This window comes from Desulfothermus okinawensis JCM 13304 (assembly GCF_054654515.1).
Genome location: NZ_BAAIEW010000035.1, coordinates 1 through 18,666, shown reverse-complemented (window position 1 = coordinate 18,666; position 18,666 = coordinate 1). Strand labels below are relative to the sequence as shown.

The 18,666-nt window shown below is 36.6% G+C and carries 19 protein-coding genes and 1 tRNA gene; 15 read left to right on the top strand and 5 right to left on the bottom strand.

Features of this window, described 5'->3' with window-relative positions; translation table 11 throughout:
- The first annotated feature begins 39 nt into the window (after positions 1–39).
- Both ACYQ0O_RS11970 and ACYQ0O_RS11965 read left to right on the top strand, forming a co-directional pair.
- On the top strand, positions 40–1,794 hold the full coding sequence (locus tag ACYQ0O_RS11970; protein ID WP_459893373.1) for a hypothetical protein: 1,755 nt from the start codon (positions 40–42) through the stop codon (positions 1,792–1,794).
- A gap of 22 nt (positions 1,795–1,816) precedes the next feature.
- Entirely contained in the window at positions 1,817–2,461 is a 645-nt protein-coding gene (locus tag ACYQ0O_RS11965) for a hypothetical protein (protein WP_459893371.1), read from the top strand.
- Here ACYQ0O_RS11965 and ACYQ0O_RS11960 read toward each other — a convergent pair.
- Genes ACYQ0O_RS11960 through topA form a run of 3 tightly spaced genes read right to left on the bottom strand, consistent with a single transcriptional unit; the run spans position 2,453 to position 6,668 of the window.
- Positions 2,453–3,688 (bottom strand): molybdopterin molybdotransferase MoeA, encoded by a 1,236-nt coding sequence (locus tag ACYQ0O_RS11960; RefSeq protein WP_459893369.1) that lies wholly within the window; start codon positions 3,686–3,688, stop codon positions 2,453–2,455. The two genes, ACYQ0O_RS11965 and ACYQ0O_RS11960, sit on opposite strands and share 9 nt — an antisense overlap.
- An 8-nt stretch (positions 3,689–3,696) precedes the next feature.
- A complete protein-coding gene (locus tag ACYQ0O_RS11955; RefSeq protein ID WP_459893367.1) occupies positions 3,697–4,425 on the bottom strand; it encodes a molybdopterin-guanine dinucleotide biosynthesis protein MobB in 729 nt (242 codons plus the stop codon).
- Between the two features lie 2 nt (positions 4,426–4,427).
- Entirely contained in the window at positions 4,428–6,668 is a 2,241-nt protein-coding gene (topA, locus tag ACYQ0O_RS11950) for a type I DNA topoisomerase (RefSeq protein WP_459893365.1), read from the bottom strand.
- A 136-nt stretch (positions 6,669–6,804) separates the two neighbouring features.
- Between topA and era the strand changes: the two genes are divergently transcribed.
- The 11 genes from era to fliQ all read left to right on the top strand — a co-directional run bounded on the left by era (position 6,805) and on the right by fliQ (position 14,402).
- On the top strand, positions 6,805–7,740 hold the full coding sequence (gene era / locus ACYQ0O_RS11945; protein ID WP_459893363.1) for a GTPase Era: 936 nt from the start codon (positions 6,805–6,807) through the stop codon (positions 7,738–7,740).
- Position 7,741: 1 nt separating this feature from the next.
- On the top strand, positions 7,742–8,440 hold the full coding sequence (locus ACYQ0O_RS11940; RefSeq protein ID WP_459893361.1) for a YggS family pyridoxal phosphate-dependent enzyme: 699 nt from the start codon (positions 7,742–7,744) through the stop codon (positions 8,438–8,440).
- 31 nt (positions 8,441–8,471) lie between these two features.
- Positions 8,472–9,233, top strand: a complete 762-nt coding sequence (locus tag ACYQ0O_RS11935; RefSeq protein ID WP_459893359.1) for a motility protein A — start codon at positions 8,472–8,474, stop codon at positions 9,231–9,233.
- Positions 9,234–9,236: 3 nt separating this feature from the next.
- Positions 9,237–10,082, top strand: coding sequence for an OmpA/MotB family protein (locus tag ACYQ0O_RS11930; RefSeq protein ID WP_459893357.1), 846 nt, complete (start codon positions 9,237–9,239; stop codon positions 10,080–10,082).
- Between the two features lie 13 nt (positions 10,083–10,095).
- Positions 10,096–10,827, top strand: a complete 732-nt coding sequence (locus ACYQ0O_RS11925; RefSeq protein ID WP_459893355.1) for a flagellar motor protein MotB — start codon at positions 10,096–10,098, stop codon at positions 10,825–10,827.
- A 19-nt stretch (positions 10,828–10,846) separates the two neighbouring features.
- Positions 10,847–11,401, top strand: coding sequence for a flagellar basal body-associated FliL family protein (locus ACYQ0O_RS11920; protein ID WP_459893352.1), 555 nt, complete (start codon positions 10,847–10,849; stop codon positions 11,399–11,401).
- A gap of 110 nt (positions 11,402–11,511) precedes the next feature.
- Positions 11,512–12,519, top strand: coding sequence for a flagellar motor switch protein FliM (fliM, locus tag ACYQ0O_RS11915; RefSeq protein WP_075069705.1), 1,008 nt, complete (start codon positions 11,512–11,514; stop codon positions 12,517–12,519).
- A gap of 14 nt (positions 12,520–12,533) precedes the next feature.
- Complete coding sequence (gene fliN, locus ACYQ0O_RS11910) at positions 12,534–13,082, top strand: flagellar motor switch protein FliN (RefSeq protein WP_459893349.1); 549 nt, start codon at positions 12,534–12,536, stop codon at positions 13,080–13,082.
- A complete protein-coding gene (gene fliO / locus ACYQ0O_RS11905) occupies positions 13,075–13,404 on the top strand; it encodes a flagellar biosynthetic protein FliO (protein ID WP_459893347.1) in 330 nt (109 codons plus the stop codon). Before fliN ends, fliO begins: the two co-directional genes overlap by 8 nt.
- On the top strand, positions 13,340–14,119 hold the full coding sequence (fliP, locus tag ACYQ0O_RS11900; RefSeq protein WP_459893345.1) for a flagellar type III secretion system pore protein FliP: 780 nt from the start codon (positions 13,340–13,342) through the stop codon (positions 14,117–14,119). Before fliO ends, fliP begins: the two co-directional genes overlap by 65 nt.
- A 13-nt stretch (positions 14,120–14,132) precedes the next feature.
- Positions 14,133–14,402, top strand: coding sequence for a flagellar biosynthesis protein FliQ (gene fliQ, locus ACYQ0O_RS11895; protein ID WP_075069704.1), 270 nt, complete (start codon positions 14,133–14,135; stop codon positions 14,400–14,402).
- 1 nt (position 14,403) lies between these two features.
- Here the strand turns inward: fliQ and rlmB are convergent, their stop codons facing one another.
- Positions 14,404–15,141, bottom strand: a complete 738-nt coding sequence (gene rlmB / locus ACYQ0O_RS11890; RefSeq protein ID WP_075069703.1) for a 23S rRNA (guanosine(2251)-2'-O)-methyltransferase RlmB — start codon at positions 15,139–15,141, stop codon at positions 14,404–14,406.
- 23 nt (positions 15,142–15,164) lie between these two features.
- On the opposite strand from rlmB, the gene ACYQ0O_RS11885 reads away from it, so the two are divergent.
- Positions 15,165–16,883, top strand: coding sequence for a LysM peptidoglycan-binding domain-containing protein (locus ACYQ0O_RS11885; RefSeq protein ID WP_459893342.1), 1,719 nt, complete (start codon positions 15,165–15,167; stop codon positions 16,881–16,883).
- A gap of 154 nt (positions 16,884–17,037) precedes the next feature.
- The gene (locus ACYQ0O_RS11880) at positions 17,038–18,483 is read left to right on the top strand and encodes an adenylate/guanylate cyclase domain-containing protein (RefSeq protein WP_459893340.1); all 1,446 of its coding nucleotides are present in this window, start codon (positions 17,038–17,040) and stop codon (positions 18,481–18,483) included.
- A 100-nt stretch (positions 18,484–18,583) separates the two neighbouring features.
- Here ACYQ0O_RS11880 and ACYQ0O_RS11875 read toward each other — a convergent pair.
- A tRNA-Pro gene (locus ACYQ0O_RS11875) sits at positions 18,584–18,657 on the bottom strand.
- Positions 18,658–18,666 lie beyond the last annotated feature (9 nt).

The following is an 18,666-nucleotide window of genomic DNA, read 5'->3' as shown; positions in this document are numbered from 1 at the left end:
AAATTTATAAACATAAAGTTAAATCAAGTAGAATAGTCGATGAAATTAACATGGGAAGACACATTTTCATTGGTTAATAATTACAAATGGAAGGATCCATACACCTTAAGCCGTCCAGCTTATTTTTCAAATTTAAACGAGCTAATTAAATATCTAGACATAGTTCACATAAAATTCTGTCTAATAAAGCCTTTTTTTGAAAACAAAGAAACTTATCCTATTGTAAATCCCCAGGAGCTCCTACCTTCATTTGAACCTGCTTTAGAGGAATACTCATTTTTACCAGGTTTTAGCCTGGTGGCATTTGATAGGACAATTGACTACTTCAATGAGGTATTTCAATTTGACCTACTCCACTGTATTGAAGATGCCATTATTGAAGTAAGTGGCCCTGCTGCTCCCTATGAACCAGCTATTGTCCAACACAATCTCTCTGTGTTTTTAAGCAGATTACCCAGAAAATTACACGATTCCTTTAAAAAAGATCCTACCAGCAACTTCATAACCAATATTCTAGCCTATCCAAAGCTTATTCCATATCTCCTAAACATGGACAGGGCCCATGTGATTGCCAAAAATACCCAGGGAAAATTCTATTTTGCTGGTATATATGCTTCATTTCCTTCTGACTTAGACACTGAACTAAAAAGATTTGGACTGAAAATCGGAAAATTCCAACCTGGAGACAACAGATTGTATGAGATAAATAGATTATTTGTTTATCAATTTTTAATGGAATTATATGGTTTCCCAATTGCTTCAGAAAGACGTACCTCTTCTGCGCTTTTTGCCAGAAAACTATTTAAAATGGGAGAAGACTTCCTGATCAGGGTCTTGGGACAATCAGACAGGACTATAACTTCACTTTATCGATCCACTGACTCAAGGATGTACCCAAAGGTAGAAAAAATAGCATTGGTTAGCCTAAATAAAAAACAATCAGACAAAATTGGACAGTTGAAGAAACTTGGACTCCTAATATCAGAAGACCCTCCATGTGTTATAATTAAAGTTTACTACAAACAACATAAATATGACCCAAACAACGTTAGGACGGACAGGGCCCTTTCTGTTTTAAAACAGGAGATCATACATCCTATAACAGGAGAACCAAATAGTGATTTCAACATAATAAAGGACATAAGTTTCATGACATATGTCTTAAACGACATTGTTAAGGGTGAATATACCGGCAAAATTAAATATAAGAGAAATGAAATAGTGGAAAATACTGAAACCCACGAAAAACGGTTAAAATTTCTTTATGCATGGCTCCATAAGCACCAAAGAAGAATTATTGGCTACTCAGATGAATTTTATAACAACATCTCTAAGGTATTGGACAATTACCTGTTGAATTCAGAAAATTATGAAATTTTTCAACAACATATAGACGTGTTTCAAGAAGTATGGAAAGAGTACTCTTACATACAGCAGGCGAGAAAAGTAAAACTAATTGAAGAATTGTCTAAAAGGATGTATAAAGGGAAAAAGATTTCCTACTTAGAGGCCCTGACAAAGATCAAGGAAATAGCCCAAGATTTCAAATTTGAAAGTGTAATATACTTTGAAAACCTAATAGAACATGTGATCAACTTATGTGAAAATGTCTTAAATGACAGTTATCTTATAAAAAATTATATAAAAAAGGATGCAGACAAATTAACTAACTATGGAAAAAAAATTAAAAAATTATATGGCCAGCTTGTAAACATTGTAGATGACTTAAAAAAGATACACCAACAAAAAAAGAAGGGTAGTATTAAACTACAAGCATTTGAGTATTCAACTTAAAAAATTAAAATTGGAGAAAATCATGTTTTGTCCAAAATGTAAATACACTACATTTGATTTTTATGAAAAATGTCCCAAATGCAATTTTGATTGGAATCATCTAAGAAAAAATCTGGATATTGATTGGATGTTAGAACCAGATATTATTGAAGAAGATACAATAGATTCTTCAAAACAGAGTAAAGATGTGGATATGGGTTTACCTATGACAGAAACTCCAATTGAGAATGTAGATATTTTACAAGATAAAGATGAACAACATGAGGGGGAAATACCGCATGAAACTAAAAGAGATGAAGAAAAGTTTACTATTCAGGATACATTGGAAAACAAGGAAGAGGAGATAGAGCTAGATGAGTCTCTCTTCATCCAAGACTCAGATCAAGATAAACAACGATTACAAGAGGAAGAAATACCTTTAGTAGATAAAGAAACAAAAGAAGAACAAATAGAAGAATTATTGGATATTACACAGATTGAAGAAGAGACAGAAACAGTGGATAATGATAAAAAAGATAATGAAGTCTGGGATATAGAATTTGATGAATTGATAATAGAAGAAGACGATGTTGTTTCTAAAGATAACAAAGGAAATAAAGAAAATGGTGATGAAGATGACATTGAAATAGAAATTTTCTTAGAAGAAGACAAAGATAAATCAAAGTAAAAACACATCTACCACGGAGCCTTCTAAAATTCCTTCGCTGGACAACGGCACCTTGACTAGCCCATTGGAGAGTATCAAACTCTTGATGATACCTGACTTGGAAAAAATAGGATGGGCCAATATTTTGTCATTTCTTTTAATTAACCTCACTCTTACGTAATCTTCCCTTCCTTTTTTTGAAGGTATATTATGTGTTAACTTAGCATTTATTTTGGGAAAATAATTTTCAGACAAAAAGTTTTTATCATTAGATAAAAATCGAATTAATGGGGCAACAAGCAACTGCATGACTATCTGGGCAGAGGTAACTTGACCAGGAAGTCCAACCACTGGGGTATTGTCTATAGAGGCTAGAAGTGTTGGTTTTCCTGGAGATATTGCCACACCATGGCAGAGTATCCTGCTATTTTTAAATGAACCAATGGCCTGTTCAGTGAGATCCTTTATGCCAATGGAACTACCACCAGATATTAGCACCAGATGGCATTTAGAAATTGCCTCTGAAATCTTTGATATTAACGTATCTTTCTCATCTGGTACAATTCCATAACGTATTGGTATTGCATGATTTATTTCCACAATTGAAGAAATTACATAAGAATTTACGTCTCTTATCTGACCTGGCAAAACCTTTTTAGTGTCAGGAGGTACAATCTCATTTCCAGTACTTATTATCCCCACCCTAATTGGCTCATACACACAACATTTAGTTATACCAAATTCCATTAATATACCCACTTCCTGGGGTCTAAGTCTGGTGCCTTTTTCAATTAAAATATCCTTAGTCTTAAAATCTTCCCCTTGTAATATGACATTCTGAAAAGGAGATACACTAGACCTCACCTCTACTTCATCTAGGGCAATTTCTTCTGTGTACTCCGCCATAACCACTGCATTGGCACCATCTGGCATTGGAGCACCAGTTACAATTTTTGCACATTCCCCTCTATTTATGGAAAATTCTGGAATCCTGTCTATCTCCACCTCTCCCACTACCTTTAAATACACAGGATTTGATTCAGATGCCCCATAAGTATCATCACTTACAACTGCAAATCCATCCATACACGCCCTATGAAAAGGGGGAAAATCTTCATCTGCCACTATGTCTTCTGAAACCACCCTGTGTAAGCTATTTTCAGCATCACACACTGAGGTGTCTAAAATAGGAGTGAAATTTTGAAATAAATTATAAAATTCTGAGACCGTCACTACTTTAAAAAACATGGTTCCAATTATACCTTAAACTTAATCTTGATTTCTCCCTTATGATAACCTTTTAAATTGGACAAAAGACCTGTAATTGTGGATTTAACAATATCCTGCACAAAGGGATTTAAGTTAAGGGGTTGTCCATCCACTTCAACCTTTATATCACGGCTATTCATTGTAATACATGAGTCAACACTTTTTCTACCTCTTAAAATGTTAACCCCCATATCCCTGCAGGACTCAAATCCACATGCACCACAGTCAAGCCCTGGTAGCAAATACCCCCTGTTTAAGATCTTTTCTACTAAGACATCTTCTCTCTCACTCACAACAACTCCCTCACGCTGTAAAATTATGTCTTTTTTTCTGGGATACACGCCAATAGTCAAATCATCTATTAATTCAATGTCTTTATCTTCTTTTACCACTACGACCTTTGGCAAAAAATCTATTTCATGTTTTCCCCCTTCAATTAAAATTACATCTGTATCCAGGTATGAAAGCATATCTAAAAAGCTCTTTTTCCCTTTATAACATATCTCATATGATGAAGGGGAGATACCCAAAACTACGTCTGCCTCTTTTGACAACCTGTCAGTATCAGAATCTATTCTGTCCAGGGAGTGATGAGAATATTTTATACAGCCGACTCTAACTCCCATAGATTTTAGCAAGGTGCACAATCTTATCATTAAGTGAGTCTTTCCTGAATTTTTATAACCAACTAGTTGCACTGCCTTTTTATTTTTCATAACTAATCCTCTAATTTTTTCCAGAACTTACAATCCTTATTGGGACAGGACAAAAACTTTCCCCTCTTTTTGGTCTGCTTTATTTCTAATATCTTAAAACCGCATTCTGGACAAGGTTCGTCATAAGGAGGGTTCCAAATGGCAAACTTACATTTTGGATACCTATTGCAAGAATAAAACACCTTACCCCTCTTAGATGACCTCTCAACTATCTCCCCATCACACCCTTCAACAGGACATTTTATATTTGTAGAAAATGGCTCTGTATATTTACACTTAGGATAATTTTTGCAGGCAATAAACCTGGACCCAGCCCTGGAAAATTTGACCACCAATTCACCACCACACTCAGGGCATTTCCCTACAACTTCCAAATATTCTTTGTCCACTTCAACCATCTGTATATTCCCATTTTCATCCCTCCTAAAGTTCTTTGTATTTTTACACTCAGGATAGGAACTGCACGCAAGAAACTCTCCATTTTTGCCAAATTTTATTACCATTGGAGACCCACATTTTTCACAAACAATATCAGTAGCCCTACCCCTTTTCACCTGCTCCATTTCCTTTACAGCCGCATCCAGAGCAGGATAGAGATATTTAGCAAAATCCTTTAAAAGGGATATCCAACTGAGTTTTCCTTCTGCAACCTTATCCAAATTTAATTCCATCTCAGCTGTAAATCCAGAGTCCATTAGCTTGGGGAAATGTTTTACCAGCAAATCACTTACAACAGTACCAAGCTCTGTGGGTACAAAATGCTTCTCTTCCATGGTAACATATTCCCGCTCCTTTAGAGTGGATACAACCTGGGCATAGGTTGAAGGCCTTCCAATTCCATTTTCTTCCATTTTTTTTACCAAGGAGGCCTCGGTATATCGAGATGGGGGAGATGTAAATTTCTGCTCTTTTTCTATCTTATTTACCTTTAACACTTCTCCCTTGGAAACCTCTGGAAGTATAAGCTCTTTTTTTGTTCCATAGGAATACACCTTTAAAAATCCCCCAAAAATAATACGTTCCCCTTTGCATCTCCATAGGGTATTTTGGGCATTTATTAAAATTTCACTATCCAATATCCTGGCATTGGCCATTTGGGAAGCAACAAACCTCTCCCAAATGAGTTTATACACAAGATAATGGTCCTTAGACACACTATTTTTGATCATTTCAGGAGTAATACTCACATCAACTGGTCTAATTGCCTCATGGGCATCCTGGGAAGAAGACTTTGTCTTATAATTTCTAATCCTTGGGGGCAAGTAATCCTTTCCAAAACTTGAACCTATCCATTCCCGGGCCTGGGCTTGCGCCTCTTTTGCCACCCTCACAGAGTCTGTCCTCATATATGTAATAAGCGCCCTTACACCCAGCTCTCCAAGATCCATCCCCTCATACAGGTTCTGGGCAATGCTCATTGTCCTTTTTGTTGAGTATCCAAGACGGGTATTGCACTCCTGCTGCAATGTGGAGGTTATAAACGGAGGTTTAGGTGCCTTAGTTTTCTCTTTTTCCGTTATCTCAAAAACCTCAAACCTACCATTTTTTAAGCTGGCTTCTAGCTCCAGGGCCTTCTCTTCATTTGGTATATTTGCCTTCCTGTTATCTATTTTCCACAGATCAGCAACAAGACCACCACCCTGTCTGGTCTCAAGATGGGCCTTAAATACCCAATACTCTTTAGGTACAAAGGCCTGTCTCTCCCTCTCCCTATCCACAATTAAGCGAAGGGCTACAGATTGAACCCTTCCTGCTGATATTCCCCTTTTTACCTTTTTCCACAAAATGGGAGAAATCTTGTAACCAACGAGTCTATCGAGGATCCTTCTGGCCTGTTGAGAATTGAACAGGTGTTCATTTAAATCTCGCAGATTATTTAGGGCACCTCTTATAGCAGACGGGGTTATTTCATTGAACTGTATCCTCTTAAAATTTGGATTTACTTCTTTAATTAATTGGGCAACATGCCATGCAATGGCCTCACCTTCCCTATCGGGATCTGGAGCCAGTAATACGAGGTTGGCTTTTTTGGCTGTTTGCTGTAGTTTCTTAACCAGAGGCTCTTTCCCAGGAAGGATAACGTATGTTGGAGTAAAGTCATTTTTTTCATCCACACCTAGGACGTTTGTGGGTAAATCTCTAATGTGGCCAATGGTGGCCTCAACTAGGTAGTTATTGCCTACAATCTTTTTTATAGTCTTGACCTTGGCAGGTGACTCAACAATGATTAAATCCTTTTTCATAATACTGGACGCTATACATGGAGTCAAAACTTTGTGCAAGTAAAATTTCTTTAGAATGAAAGTCTATAATTAAAAATGGACATCAGGGGATAAGTGTCATAATATTTGCATTATTAAAATTTAAGGAGAAAAAACCATGGGAAATTACAGTGAGCAGAAGGAATTTAGATGTGGAATTGTTGCCCTGATTGGACCACCAAATGCGGGAAAGTCCACTCTACTCAATTCCTATATAGGTCAAAAAATATCTATTGTAACTCCAAAACCCCAAACCACGAGAAATAGAATAAATGGGATATTGCATACTGATCAGTGTCAAATAGTATTTTTAGACACCCCAGGCATACACAAGTCCAACCAAACCTTGAACAGATTTTTAGTTGAAACTGCCTGGCAGGCCTTAAGCGGTACAGATGTGGTGTTACTTATGATAGATGGGTCTAGGTATATTGACAAATTATCGCTACTTGAAAAAGAGATCTCTCCACTGATAAAACCCATTAAAAATCATCTAGATAAAACAATAATTGCTATTAACAAGATAGACAAAATAAAAAACAAAAATAAATTTCTACCTATAATGGAGCTCATGTCAAAATACTTCCCAGATGTGGATATATATTTAATCTCTGCACTAACTGGAGAAGGGTCATTTGAACTCTTGGAAGAAATAAAAAAACGATTACCAGTGGGGCCTCCACTATTTCCTGAAGACCAGATATCATCAATACCCCTAAGGTTCATGGCGGCAGAGATAATACGGGAAAAATTGTTCCTAAAGTTGGAAAAAGAATTGCCCTATTCTGTTGCAGTGGACATTGAACATTGGGAGGAAGATAAGGACAAAAATCTAACAAAAATACATGCCACAATATACGTCTCCAAAAAGAACCACAAACAAATTGTCATAGGCAGTAAGGGTAGTAAACTAAAAGAAATAGGTACCCTTGCTAGAGAAGAATTAGAGGCTGTATTGGGAACCAAAGTCTATCTTAACCTGTGGGTAAAGGTAAAAGAAAAATGGAATGAGGACGAAAGGTTTATTGCAAATATCTATTCAGGGGAGTTTTAAGGTGGATAAGCAAGATATATCAAGGAATCTAGATAAAATCAGGGAACAGATAGAGCAGGCAGCAAGGAAGGCTGGAAGAAAACCCGGTGAGATCACAGTAGTTGCTGTGTCAAAATATCAGCCCATTGAATACATTAAATGGGCAAGGGAACTTGGACAAATGGACTTTGGGGAAAATTACATCCAAGAGGCCTTGGAAAAAATGGAAAAGTTAGGAGACCTTGATATTAGGTTCCACTTTATTGGCAGATGTCAGTCCAATAAGGCCAAGTATATCCCGGGAAAATTCGTGCTAGTTCACTCAGTGGATTCCGTTAAATTTGCAAGAGAACTGGACAAAAAATGTCAAAAATTAGGCACTTCCCTGGATATCCTTGTTCAAGTAAATGTTGCAAAAGAAAAAACAAAGGGAGGTGTGTTTGAAGAAAACGCAGAGATATTTATAACAGAGGTCTTAAACAAGACCTCTAGGTTAAATATCCTTGGACTTATGTGCATGCCTCCCTATTTTGAAGAGCCTAACAAGGCCAGGCCATATTTTAACAAATTAAGAAAGCTAAAAGAAGATCTGGAAAAAAAATTAGGGATAAAGCTTCCCCACCTATCAATGGGTATGAGCTCTGATTTTAGAGAAGCTATATATGAAGGAGCTACATTGGTTAGGATTGGGACCAGTATATTTGGCCCCAGAAATTATTAGCTAGAGTGGTCTAAATTTAATAGGAGCTGCCATGGATCTGGCTACGATACTTGGGATTGTAATAGCATTTGGTCTTGTGATTGCATCTTTGGTAATGGGCGGGAGCCCAGGTGTTTTCATAAATTTTCCTTCAGCTCTAATTGTATTTGGAGGGACCATTGGAGCTACCCTTGTAAATTATCCCTTAAAAAACGTAATAGGTGTGATTGGTGTGATAAAAAACACCTTTTTATATAAAGCAGAATCCCCATCAGCTATAATAGAGAGATTTTTAGAATATGCCCAAAAGGCAAGGAAAGAGGGGATCTTGTCCTTAGAGCCTATTTTAAAGGAAATAGACGATGATTACTTAAGAAAGGGGTTGCAACTCACAGTAGATGGGATGGAACCCGAGGTTATCAGGGAGATATTGGAAACAGAAATTGCCTACCTCGATGAAAGACACGAGCTAGGGGCCGAGGTGGTGTCCATAATGGGCTCATTTGCTCCAGCCATGGGGATGATAGGTACAGTTATAGGGCTTATCCAGATGCTTCAGACCATGAGCGATCCAAGTACCATTGGCCCATCTATGGCTGTAGCACTAATTACCACCTTTTACGGAGCAGTATTGGCCAATTTGGTATTTAATCCCATGGCAGGAAAACTTAGAGCAAGACACAAAGAAGAAGTACTAATAAGAGAACTTATTTTAGAAGGAATCATTTCCATATCAAAGGGTGAAAACCCGAGGATAATTGAAGAAAAATTAAACAGTTTTATACCGCCAAAAGAGAGAAAAAAAGAGGAATAATAAATGGCCAAAAAAAAGAAAAAGAGCAATGGAGGGGGCGGCGGTGAAGAAACTCCAGAATGGCTGGTCACTTTCTCTGATGTCATGACCCTTCTCCTCACCTTTTTTGTGCTCCTGCTCAGCATGGCATCACTGCAGGATATAAAAAAAAAGCATCTTGCTATTGGTTCTTTAAGTGAATCCTTTGGAATTGGCAGACAAAATCTCAATATAATGGGGAAAAAGATGGATAAGGATGTAAAATTATTAGAACCAGGGGTAATGGAAGCCCAGGACTTAGAACCACTTAAAAACTTGATATGGGAAGATTTTTCTGAGGATTTGGATTTTAGGGAAAATAAATTTATTCAAATATTTTCAGTAAATGCTGAATTATTATTTAAAAAAGGAACAGCCAAGCTCACCAAGGAAGGGGAAACCGTATTAAAAAAAATTTCATCGGTTTTAAAAAAAGTAAAATATCCAGTACTTATTGCAGGCCACACATCATTATTTGAGGCAAGTCAGGAATTAAATATGGAATTCAACAATAAAAAATCTTATGGAGTGGATCCCTCATGGATACTCTCCATAAAAAGATGCATATCTGTATACAAATATCTTTTAGACTTAGGAGTACCTAAAGATAAATTAGTAAATGAAGCTTATGGAAAATATCACCCTCTGTATTCAAATGAAACAGCCCTTGGCAGAAAAAAGAACAGACGTGTAGATTTTATATTGGATAAAAGGTCTTATATCTTACACAATCCCAACAAAATGAGAGAGTTTAATCAACTAAAACAACTAAAAAAGATGAAAAATCTTTTAGAATACAAGGGGTTTGAATTTAATATAAATAGACCATGAGTTAAGGAGTTATATGGCCAAAAGGGAGAAAAAAGAAAGTCCAAAAGGAGATTCCCAGGCATGGCTGGTTACATTCTCAGACATGATGACCCTATTGTTGACATTTTTTGTTCTATTGCTCAGCATGTCCACCATGGATAAAGAAGTCATAAAAATTGCATTTCAGGGTTTTGGGGGAAAGGTTGCCTTTTTAATGTCAACAGAATCGGGAAGGATCCCAACAAGAATATCCCTGGCCAAAGAGATGCTGAAAAATCCCTGGGATATTTTAGAAAAACCCAATAGAATAAAAGATTTACTTTTTCCCGATGAGGTCATCTCCAAGTTTATAAATAAAAGCACCCTGTTTAAAAACATAGAGGTCCTCAATAGATCTGACGGGGTTGTACTTGTGCTTAGCGATAAAATTGTGTTTAAGTCGGGGTCTATAAAATTAACTCCCTTAGCAAGAAAGATCCTTGAACAGGTGAGTTATCTCATTCAACTAATGAATGCACCGGTTAACATTTCCGGCCATACTGACGATATAGGAAGTAGGGATAAGAATTACCAAATATCTTATTTAAGGGCTCTCTCAGTGTTACAATTTTTTCTAAATAAAAGGATGGAGCCCTCTTTTTTTTCTATTTCTGCATATGGCCCAGACAGACCATTAGTACCAAATACATCAAAGGCCAATAGGGCTAAAAATAGGCGTGTTGAAATCCTAATAAAAAATAGGCCACATTCTAAAACTTATTTGTAGAGAGTTATGGAGTAAAAAAATGGCAAAAGAAAAAAAAGAACAAGAGGCATCAAAAGAAGAAGGTAAAAAAAAGGGAAAACTAAAACTAATAATTATCTTGTTGTTGGCATTGGGACTTTTGGGTGGAGGAGGTTTTTTTGCATACAAAAAATTTTTTGCCAGCAAAGATCAAGCTACAGAGGCCCCCAAAGAAAAGGGGTCAGAAAAAAAACAAAAGGGGGAAAATACAAAAAAGGAAGGAGGCGGATCAGAAGAACAACCACCGCAGATGAAATCATCTCTAATCCAACTTCCCACTATAATAGTAAATTTAGCTGACCCACTTGGGAAGAGATATCTAAAGGTAACAATTGAAATCGAGGTCAAAGGGAAAGACCCGGGCAAACTTGTGGAAGAAAAAATGCCAATGATAAAAGACACACTGATTATGCTCCTTTCTTCCAAGACCTTTGATGACCTTGCAACACTTGAAAAAAAATATGCACTAAAGATGGAAATTGCTCAAAGACTCAATCAAATTTTTGAAAAGCCCATAGTCACAAAGGTATTCTTTACTGAGTTTTTGGTCCAGTAAATTGACTTTTTGGCTTTTTTAACTAAAATTATTTGTATAGTTGAGGGAAATAAAACGCTGGTAATTTCAAATACAATTAATAACTCCACAATTTTTAGGCACAATTAGCTATGAGTAAAATTTTAAACCAAGAAGAGGTGGATGCATTACTTAGAGGGCTCCAGGGAGAGGAAGTAGAAACAGAGGTAGAAGTTGCTGAAGAAAGTGATGTTGTCCCCTTTGACTTAACTAATCAAGACCGCATAATACGCGGTCGCATGCCTGTATTGGAAATAATTAACGACCGATTTGCCAGACAATTTTCAAGCAGTATAGCAACTATAATGAGAAAGAGGCTGGATGTTAATCCAACATCTGTTGACATGATAAAGTTCGGAGAATTCATGCGGTCCTTGCCTGTGCCTACGTCCATTAACATATTTAAAATGAACCCACTCAGGGGAAGTGCCCTTTTAATCATTGATTCCAGACTGGTGTTTGCCCTGCTTGAAAATTTCTTTGGTGGTTCTGGTTCCCAACCAAAAGTTGAAGGTAGGGACTTTACTCCCATTGAACAGGCAGTGGTCCATAGGGTAGTTGAAATTGCTTTAAAGGAAGTAGAATCCGCTTGGAAACCTGTTCATGAAGTCCAGATTGAATTTCAACGAACTGAAATAAATCCGCAATTCGCTTCAATTATTCCACCAGGAGATGTAATCGTGGTGTCTTCTTTTGAAGTGGAATTGGAAAATGCCATTGGAAATCTAATCATTGGCTTACCTTATGCCACCATAGAACCTATAAGGTCAAAGCTCTACGCCTCCTATCAATCTGAAAGGCTTGAGGTAGACCAGACATGGATTATAAGGATTAGAGAAAGATTGTTGGAAACACCAGTGGAAGTTGTGGTAAATTTGGGAAATACCCAGATAACCCCAAGGCAGCTACTAAATCTAAAGATTGGGGATATCTTGTTGCTTGATACCTATGTGGATGATGAGCTTATTGCTGAGGTTGAAGGTATTCCCAAGTTTACAGGAAAACCAGGAGTATATAAGGGGAATAAAGCCCTTTTAATATCCAAGGAAATAGAGAATTATCAACTGTTAAATGCAAAAATCGCACAAAAATTAGCATAAACAAGGAGTTTATTATGACAGATAATAATCAGGTAGACCAGGAAAAACTGGCAGAAGAATGGGCCAAGGCCCTTGCTGAAGAAGGAGTCATGGATGAATCAGAACAAACAACAGACTCAAACACTGCGGCCAAGGGAGAGGAAATAGACCAAGATAAGCTTGCAGAAGAATGGGCCAAGGCCCTTGCTGAAGAAGAGGAAGGCAATTTAAAACAGGAAAAAGAAGAGAAAAAAAAGTCTTTTCAGGCACAAGACGTAAAATTCAAAGATATAAGCGGAGAGGTCACACAGTCAACTGGAGAAAAAAGGGATATTGAATTTATATTAGATATCCCCTTGAGTGTTTCTGCTGAACTGGGAAGAAGTAAACTTCTTATCAATGATCTTCTGCAACTTGGCCAGGGGTCAGTTATAGAACTTGATAAGCTGGCAGGAGAACCCCTGGAAATTCTGGTTAATGGAAAACTTGTGGCAAGGGGTGAAGCTGTGGTTATTAACGAAAAATATGGGGTAAGATTAACAGACATAATCAGCCCCATGGAGAGGGTTAAACAACTTGGATAAATTTCCCATCCTTGTATATATCAAGGCCCTTGGCCTTTTGCTCATATTATTGGCAGTTTTAATTGGGATATTATTTGCCATAAAAAAATTTTCTCCCACAACTCTAAGTAATGTCAAACAAAACCAATTCAAAGTCCTGGGAAACTTAAATCTTGGGCCCAAAAAATCCATTATAATGGTGCGTTTTTTGAATAGCGTGTTATTGATTGGAGTCACTGAGTCAAATATCACACTATTAAAAGAGGTAGACATAGACCATGCCCAGGACTTTGAGAGTGTGTTTAAAGAAAAAATCAATAATAAGTCTATTAATTCTAGCTAGCCTATTCTTTATTTCATCCACTGTGGGGGCCCAGACCAGCGCTCCAATACTTAAGTTACAACTACCAGCAAATCTACATGAACCAGAAAAAGTCTCAGTCCTTTTGGAAATCCTATTTCTACTCACAGTACTATCATTGGCTCCTGCCATAATTTTGACAGTAACATCTTTTACTCGGATTGTCATTGTGTTTTCCTTTCTAAGACATGCACTGGGAGTACAACAAATGCCTCCCAATCAGGTATTGGTTAGTTTAGCCATATTTATGACCTTTGTTATCATGTATCCAGTGGGGACCACTATCAACAAACAGGCCCTTCAGCCCTATTTAAATGAAGACATAGGTTTTAAAGAAGCCATACAAAAAGCTGAAAAACCCATCAGAAAATTTTTATTTAAAAATACAAGAGAAAAGGATATATCTCTGTTTATTTCTATTGCAAAACTAAAAAGGCCCAAGAACAAAGATGATGTTCCCACACTAATACTCATTCCTGCCTTTATGATAAGTGAGTTAAAAACTGCATTTGAGATAGGATTTCTCATTTATATCCCTTTTTTAATAATTGATATGGTGGTGTCCAGTATACTACTATCCATGGGAATGATGATGTTGCCACCAGTTATGATATCTCTGCCTTTTAAGATACTTTTGTTTGTACTTGTAGATGGCTGGGACCTTTTAATTGGCAGTCTAGTTAATAGTTTTAGATAAAGTGGAGGAAACAATGAGTCCAGATTTTGTTGTTGGTTTTGCCAAAGATGCCATAGAACTTACACTGCTTTTGTCCATGCCCATGTTAGGGGTGGGTCTGGTGGTTGGAGTAATTGTCAGTATAATTCAGGCTGCTACACAAATTCAAGAAATGACCCTTTCCTTTATTCCTAAAATACTGGCCATATTTCTTGCTCTACTTGCTGCATTCCCATGGTTAATGGACAAGATGATCACCTTTACCACTCAGTTGTTTGAAAACATCCCTCACATAATTGGTTGAACTATTTTACCAGCCATTGCCTTAAAAATTCCCCAATAAAAATAGCCCCTGCTTGAGCAACATTTAAGGAGTCAAATGCTCTTAGCATGGGGATTTTTAAACCCCTCTTACATCTGTCTCTAACACTTTTTCTAACTCCTTTCTCCTCATTTCCCAAGACCAACACTGCAGGGAAACTAACCGATACAGAGTAGAGATTATGACAATCATCATCAATCCCACTGTAATAGATAGAAATACCACTATCTGTACAAATACTTAGAAATGTTTTTATATTTGAGACCCTGGCAACAGGTAAATTTAAAAGCGCCCCAGAAGAAGACTTTATGGCACGTTCTCCCAATTGGGCTGATCTAAATTTCGTTAATACAATTCCACATCCACCGCACGCATACAATGTTCTAGCAAGTCCACCAATGTTCCCTTGATCCTGTACCTGATCCAGTGCCAGTATTAAAGGTAGTTCTGAATCATCCATCCTAGATATTATTTGATACTCATCCACAAAACCTGGGGCAAAGATCTTTGCAGCAATGCCCTGATGTTTTAGTCCACAAATTTTATCAAGACGCTGCCTGGGGACAAATTGGTACTTGACTTTATTATTTTGACAACGTTTTAATATTTCATTAACATTTTTGAATCGATTTTTTTGGATCCAAACTATCTCAACTTTATGGGGAGACTTGTTCAACATATCCAAAACAATCTGTTTGCCAAAAACAATATGACTATTCATATTACACTCCAGGGGAGTCCACTATGTACAAGTATAGATTAATAATTCTAGTAACCATTTTTACATCTTTTTTATATGCCTGCTCATTTTACAAAACAGATACTCATCAAAGATTGGTTATAGAAGGTCTAAAAATATCAAGGACTAAAAATATAGACAATTCCACACAAACTCAACTAAAATCTCAGGCTCTAATAAACAAAAGGAAAGAAGAAAATTCTAAAGATTCAATTGATCAGCCTGAACCCTTAGAAAAGGAAGTAACAATATCTCCAAATGAGATAGAAAAATTAGAGGAATCTCACAAAAATTCTTCCAGGGTATCATCTAACCAAAAACAAAAAATAGTGACCCCTATTAACACCACAGAAACAGATTTTAACTTTGTATTAAAAATCAAGGACACCAAATACACAGAAAGATATTTTAATTACTATTCAAAAATACAAAGGAAGACTTTTCAGAGGTGGTTAAAAAGGGCAGAGCCATATCTCCCATATATTTTAAGTGTCTTCAGAAGATATAATATCCCCGATGACTTAATATTCTTGCCTTTTGCGGAAAGCGGTTTTAACCCCAGGGCATATTCCAGGGCAGGAGCAGCTGGTATTTGGCAGTTCATGCCCGCCACAGCAAGGAAATATGGACTAACGGTAAATTGGTGGATAGACGAGCGTTTAGATCCTTTTAGATCCACAATAGCTGCAGCAAAATATCTTTCAGACCTATACAAGATGTTTGGTGACTGGTACTTGGCCTTGGCAGCCTATAATGCTGGTGAGGGAAAAATCTCAAAGGCCTTAAGAAAAAGTAAAATGAATAACTTTTTCCATATAGCAAAACCCAGGTACCTTCGTAGAGAGACCAGGATGTATGTACCTAAATTTATGGCCATATTAAAAATCATCAGAAATTTAAAAAAACTAGGGTTTGAGCCCATATATGTGGACAACAAAAAACTTCCCGCAAGAGTATTTGTTAGAGAAGGAACCGATCTTTATACCTTGGCCAAAAATTTGAAGATACCATGGAAAGAGTTTAAAAAATGGAATTCCCATTTTAAAAGATATGTAACCCCCCCAAACATAGTCTCTCTAATTTATGTACCTAAGGCTTTAAAGGCAAGGGCCATAAATTTAATAAAGACAAAGACAATTCGACCATATGGAGGTCTTTATAGGTATAGGATAAAAAACGGTGATTCATGGTGGAGAATCTCCAGACGTTTTGGGGTACCAATTAATATCTTAAAAAGGATAAATAGGACCAACTCAAATATGCTAAGACCTGGAAGATCTATATTAATACCAAAGTCCAAAGCATTTTTCCTTGCACGTAAGGGCTCCAATAATAAGTTCCTGAGAACATATGGGAGCAGTAAGTGGAAAAACAGTCGTGGGAATTATATAGTCAAAACAGGAGACACCCTTTGGGGTATAGCCAAAAAATTCAATATCCCCCTAACCACTCTTCTCGTTGCAAATAGGTTAAGTAAAAGATCTGTATTAACACCGGGAATGAAACTCTATGTTCCAATAACTGATTATAAATCATTAAAAAACGCTCAAAAAGCTCTCAAACAAATCTTATATAGGGTAAAAAAAGGAGATAACCTCTGGGGTATAGCTAAAAAATTCGGAGTAACCACAAATCAACTGGTCACATGGAATAACTTAAATAGAGATGCCAGGATATACCCAGGAGATAAACTGAAAATTTTTATTGAGTCTGCTGAAAACTGATTTTTTAAGAGTTAACTTAAATATATAAAAGCAAAGATTCAGCAATAGAATTCTTCTTTATAGGTCTAAGATAAAAACTAAAGTGTATCAATTGCAATTAAGGTATAATTTCATCCCTTACTGAATACAAACTTCCTCATCACCGGTCTTAACCATGAAATTTAAATACAAAATGTTTTTAGGCATTTTAACAATCAATTTTATGATCACTGGTGCAACAGGTTCCTATTTCTATATCCAATCCAAAGAGGCCTTATACAGAACAATAAAAAAAGAGCTATTAACTATTGCCCAAATAGGTTCTCAAATAATGCCTGGTGATTTACTGGAAAAAATAACAAAGCCAGAAGACATGAACTCCACTGATTACAAAAGGGTTCAAAAAATCATCTCAAAAATTGAAAACTCAAATGATGAGATACTCTATGTGTATACCATGAGACTTACGGGTTCAAAGGTCACTTTTATTGTAGATTCACCGCCCAGTGACGACAATCACGATGGGAAAATCACTGATGACGAGATGCCCTACTCGGTTGGTCACGTATATGAAGATCCCCCTAAATCTCTGCTCCTTGGTTTTGTTAAACCATCAACAGATGAAAAACCTGTAAAAGATGAAATGGGATGGACCATGTCAGGATACTGCCCAGTATACAACTCAAAACAAGAAGCAGTGGGATTAATTGGCGTAGATATGTCTCTATCCAAACTACATAAAAAAATGTATCTTATAAAAAGGGCAGGTTTAATTTCCTTAAGTGTAAGTATAATTCTTAGCATACTCCTGAGCCTTTATTTTAGCAATAAGTTTATCCAACCTCTAAATCTACTTAGAAGGGCTTTTAAAAACTTATCCAATGGAGAATTTAGACAAATGGAGGTAAACAGACAAGATGAAATAGGAGAACTTTTAAGAGACTTCAATAACATGATATCAGAACTTAAGGAAAAACAATTACTGAGGTCGTTTTTAGGGAAAATAGTAGATCCTACTTTGGTAAAAGAAATGATTACAAATGATCCTAAAATAGGAGGTAGTATTGTTGAAGCAGTAATTGTTTTTTGCGACATAAAAAACTTTACTGCCCTTTGTTCAAATTTACCCCCAACTTCTGTGGTGAATATATTAAATCACTATTTTACCCACATGGTGGATATTGTAAAAAAATGGGACGGTTATGTGGATAAATTTCTGGGAGACGGAATGCTAATAGTCTTTGGGCATCCAAAAAAAATTGAAAATCCATTTAATAACGCAGTTTATGCGGCTTTAGAAATGATTGAAACCTGTGAAATATTAAATAAAAAATTGGTTTTAAGGGAATATTCTATTTCAAATACCATAGGGATTCACTTTGGTCCAATAGTTGCTGGCCTAGTAGGATCTCAGGAAAGGCTAGAATACACAGTTCTCGGAGACACGGTAAATATAGCCCAACGACTTGAAAAAATAAACAGGAAGTTAAACACAAAGATCTCTATATCAAAAGAAGTTTTTTTAGCAATAGAACAAGATCTAAAGTCAAAATTTAAAAACATGGGACAACACAAACTAAAAGGTAAAACAGAACCAGCAGAAATTTTTTCTTATTTCTAACCCAAGGTTGTCAAAACTTGAATAAAGATATTGTTACAATTTTATTTTTTCCTTTATGGACAAAATAAAAAGGCCAACACTTGGTGTTGGCCTTTTTTAATCGGGAAGACAGGATTTGAACCTGCGACCCCCTGCTCCCAAGGCAGGTGCGCTTCCAGACTGCGCCACTTCCCGAATATCCAC

What these genes read in the sequence shown, in the direction of transcription:
- rlmB (WP_075069703.1), bottom strand. Translation starts at nt 15,141, where the DNA reads ATGAATAGTCATATTGTTTTTGGCAAACAGATTGTTTTGGATATGTTG.
- fliP (WP_459893345.1), top strand. Translation starts at nt 13,340, where the DNA reads ATGCCCAGGACTTTGAGAGTGTGTTTAAAGAAAAAATCAATAATAAGT.
- ACYQ0O_RS11925 (WP_459893355.1), top strand. Translation starts at nt 10,096, where the DNA reads ATGGCCAAAAGGGAGAAAAAAGAAAGTCCAAAAGGAGATTCCCAGGCA.
- fliQ (WP_075069704.1), top strand. Translation starts at nt 14,133, where the DNA reads ATGAGTCCAGATTTTGTTGTTGGTTTTGCCAAAGATGCCATAGAACTT.
- ACYQ0O_RS11955 (WP_459893367.1), bottom strand. Translation starts at nt 4,425, where the DNA reads ATGAAAAATAAAAAGGCAGTGCAACTAGTTGGTTATAAAAATTCAGGA.
- ACYQ0O_RS11935 (WP_459893359.1), top strand. Translation starts at nt 8,472, where the DNA reads ATGGATCTGGCTACGATACTTGGGATTGTAATAGCATTTGGTCTTGTG.
- ACYQ0O_RS11970 (WP_459893373.1), top strand. Translation starts at nt 40, where the DNA reads ATGAAATTAACATGGGAAGACACATTTTCATTGGTTAATAATTACAAA.
- ACYQ0O_RS11930 (WP_459893357.1), top strand. Translation starts at nt 9,237, where the DNA reads ATGGCCAAAAAAAAGAAAAAGAGCAATGGAGGGGGCGGCGGTGAAGAA.
- fliM (WP_075069705.1), top strand. Translation starts at nt 11,512, where the DNA reads ATGAGTAAAATTTTAAACCAAGAAGAGGTGGATGCATTACTTAGAGGG.
- fliN (WP_459893349.1), top strand. Translation starts at nt 12,534, where the DNA reads ATGACAGATAATAATCAGGTAGACCAGGAAAAACTGGCAGAAGAATGG.
- ACYQ0O_RS11885 (WP_459893342.1), top strand. Translation starts at nt 15,165, where the DNA reads ATGTACAAGTATAGATTAATAATTCTAGTAACCATTTTTACATCTTTT.
- ACYQ0O_RS11965 (WP_459893371.1), top strand. Translation starts at nt 1,817, where the DNA reads ATGTTTTGTCCAAAATGTAAATACACTACATTTGATTTTTATGAAAAA.
- topA (WP_459893365.1), bottom strand. Translation starts at nt 6,668, where the DNA reads ATGAAAAAGGATTTAATCATTGTTGAGTCACCTGCCAAGGTCAAGACT.
- era (WP_459893363.1), top strand. Translation starts at nt 6,805, where the DNA reads ATGGGAAATTACAGTGAGCAGAAGGAATTTAGATGTGGAATTGTTGCC.
- ACYQ0O_RS11960 (WP_459893369.1), bottom strand. Translation starts at nt 3,688, where the DNA reads ATGTTTTTTAAAGTAGTGACGGTCTCAGAATTTTATAATTTATTTCAA.
- ACYQ0O_RS11920 (WP_459893352.1), top strand. Translation starts at nt 10,847, where the DNA reads ATGGCAAAAGAAAAAAAAGAACAAGAGGCATCAAAAGAAGAAGGTAAA.
- ACYQ0O_RS11880 (WP_459893340.1), top strand. Translation starts at nt 17,038, where the DNA reads ATGAAATTTAAATACAAAATGTTTTTAGGCATTTTAACAATCAATTTT.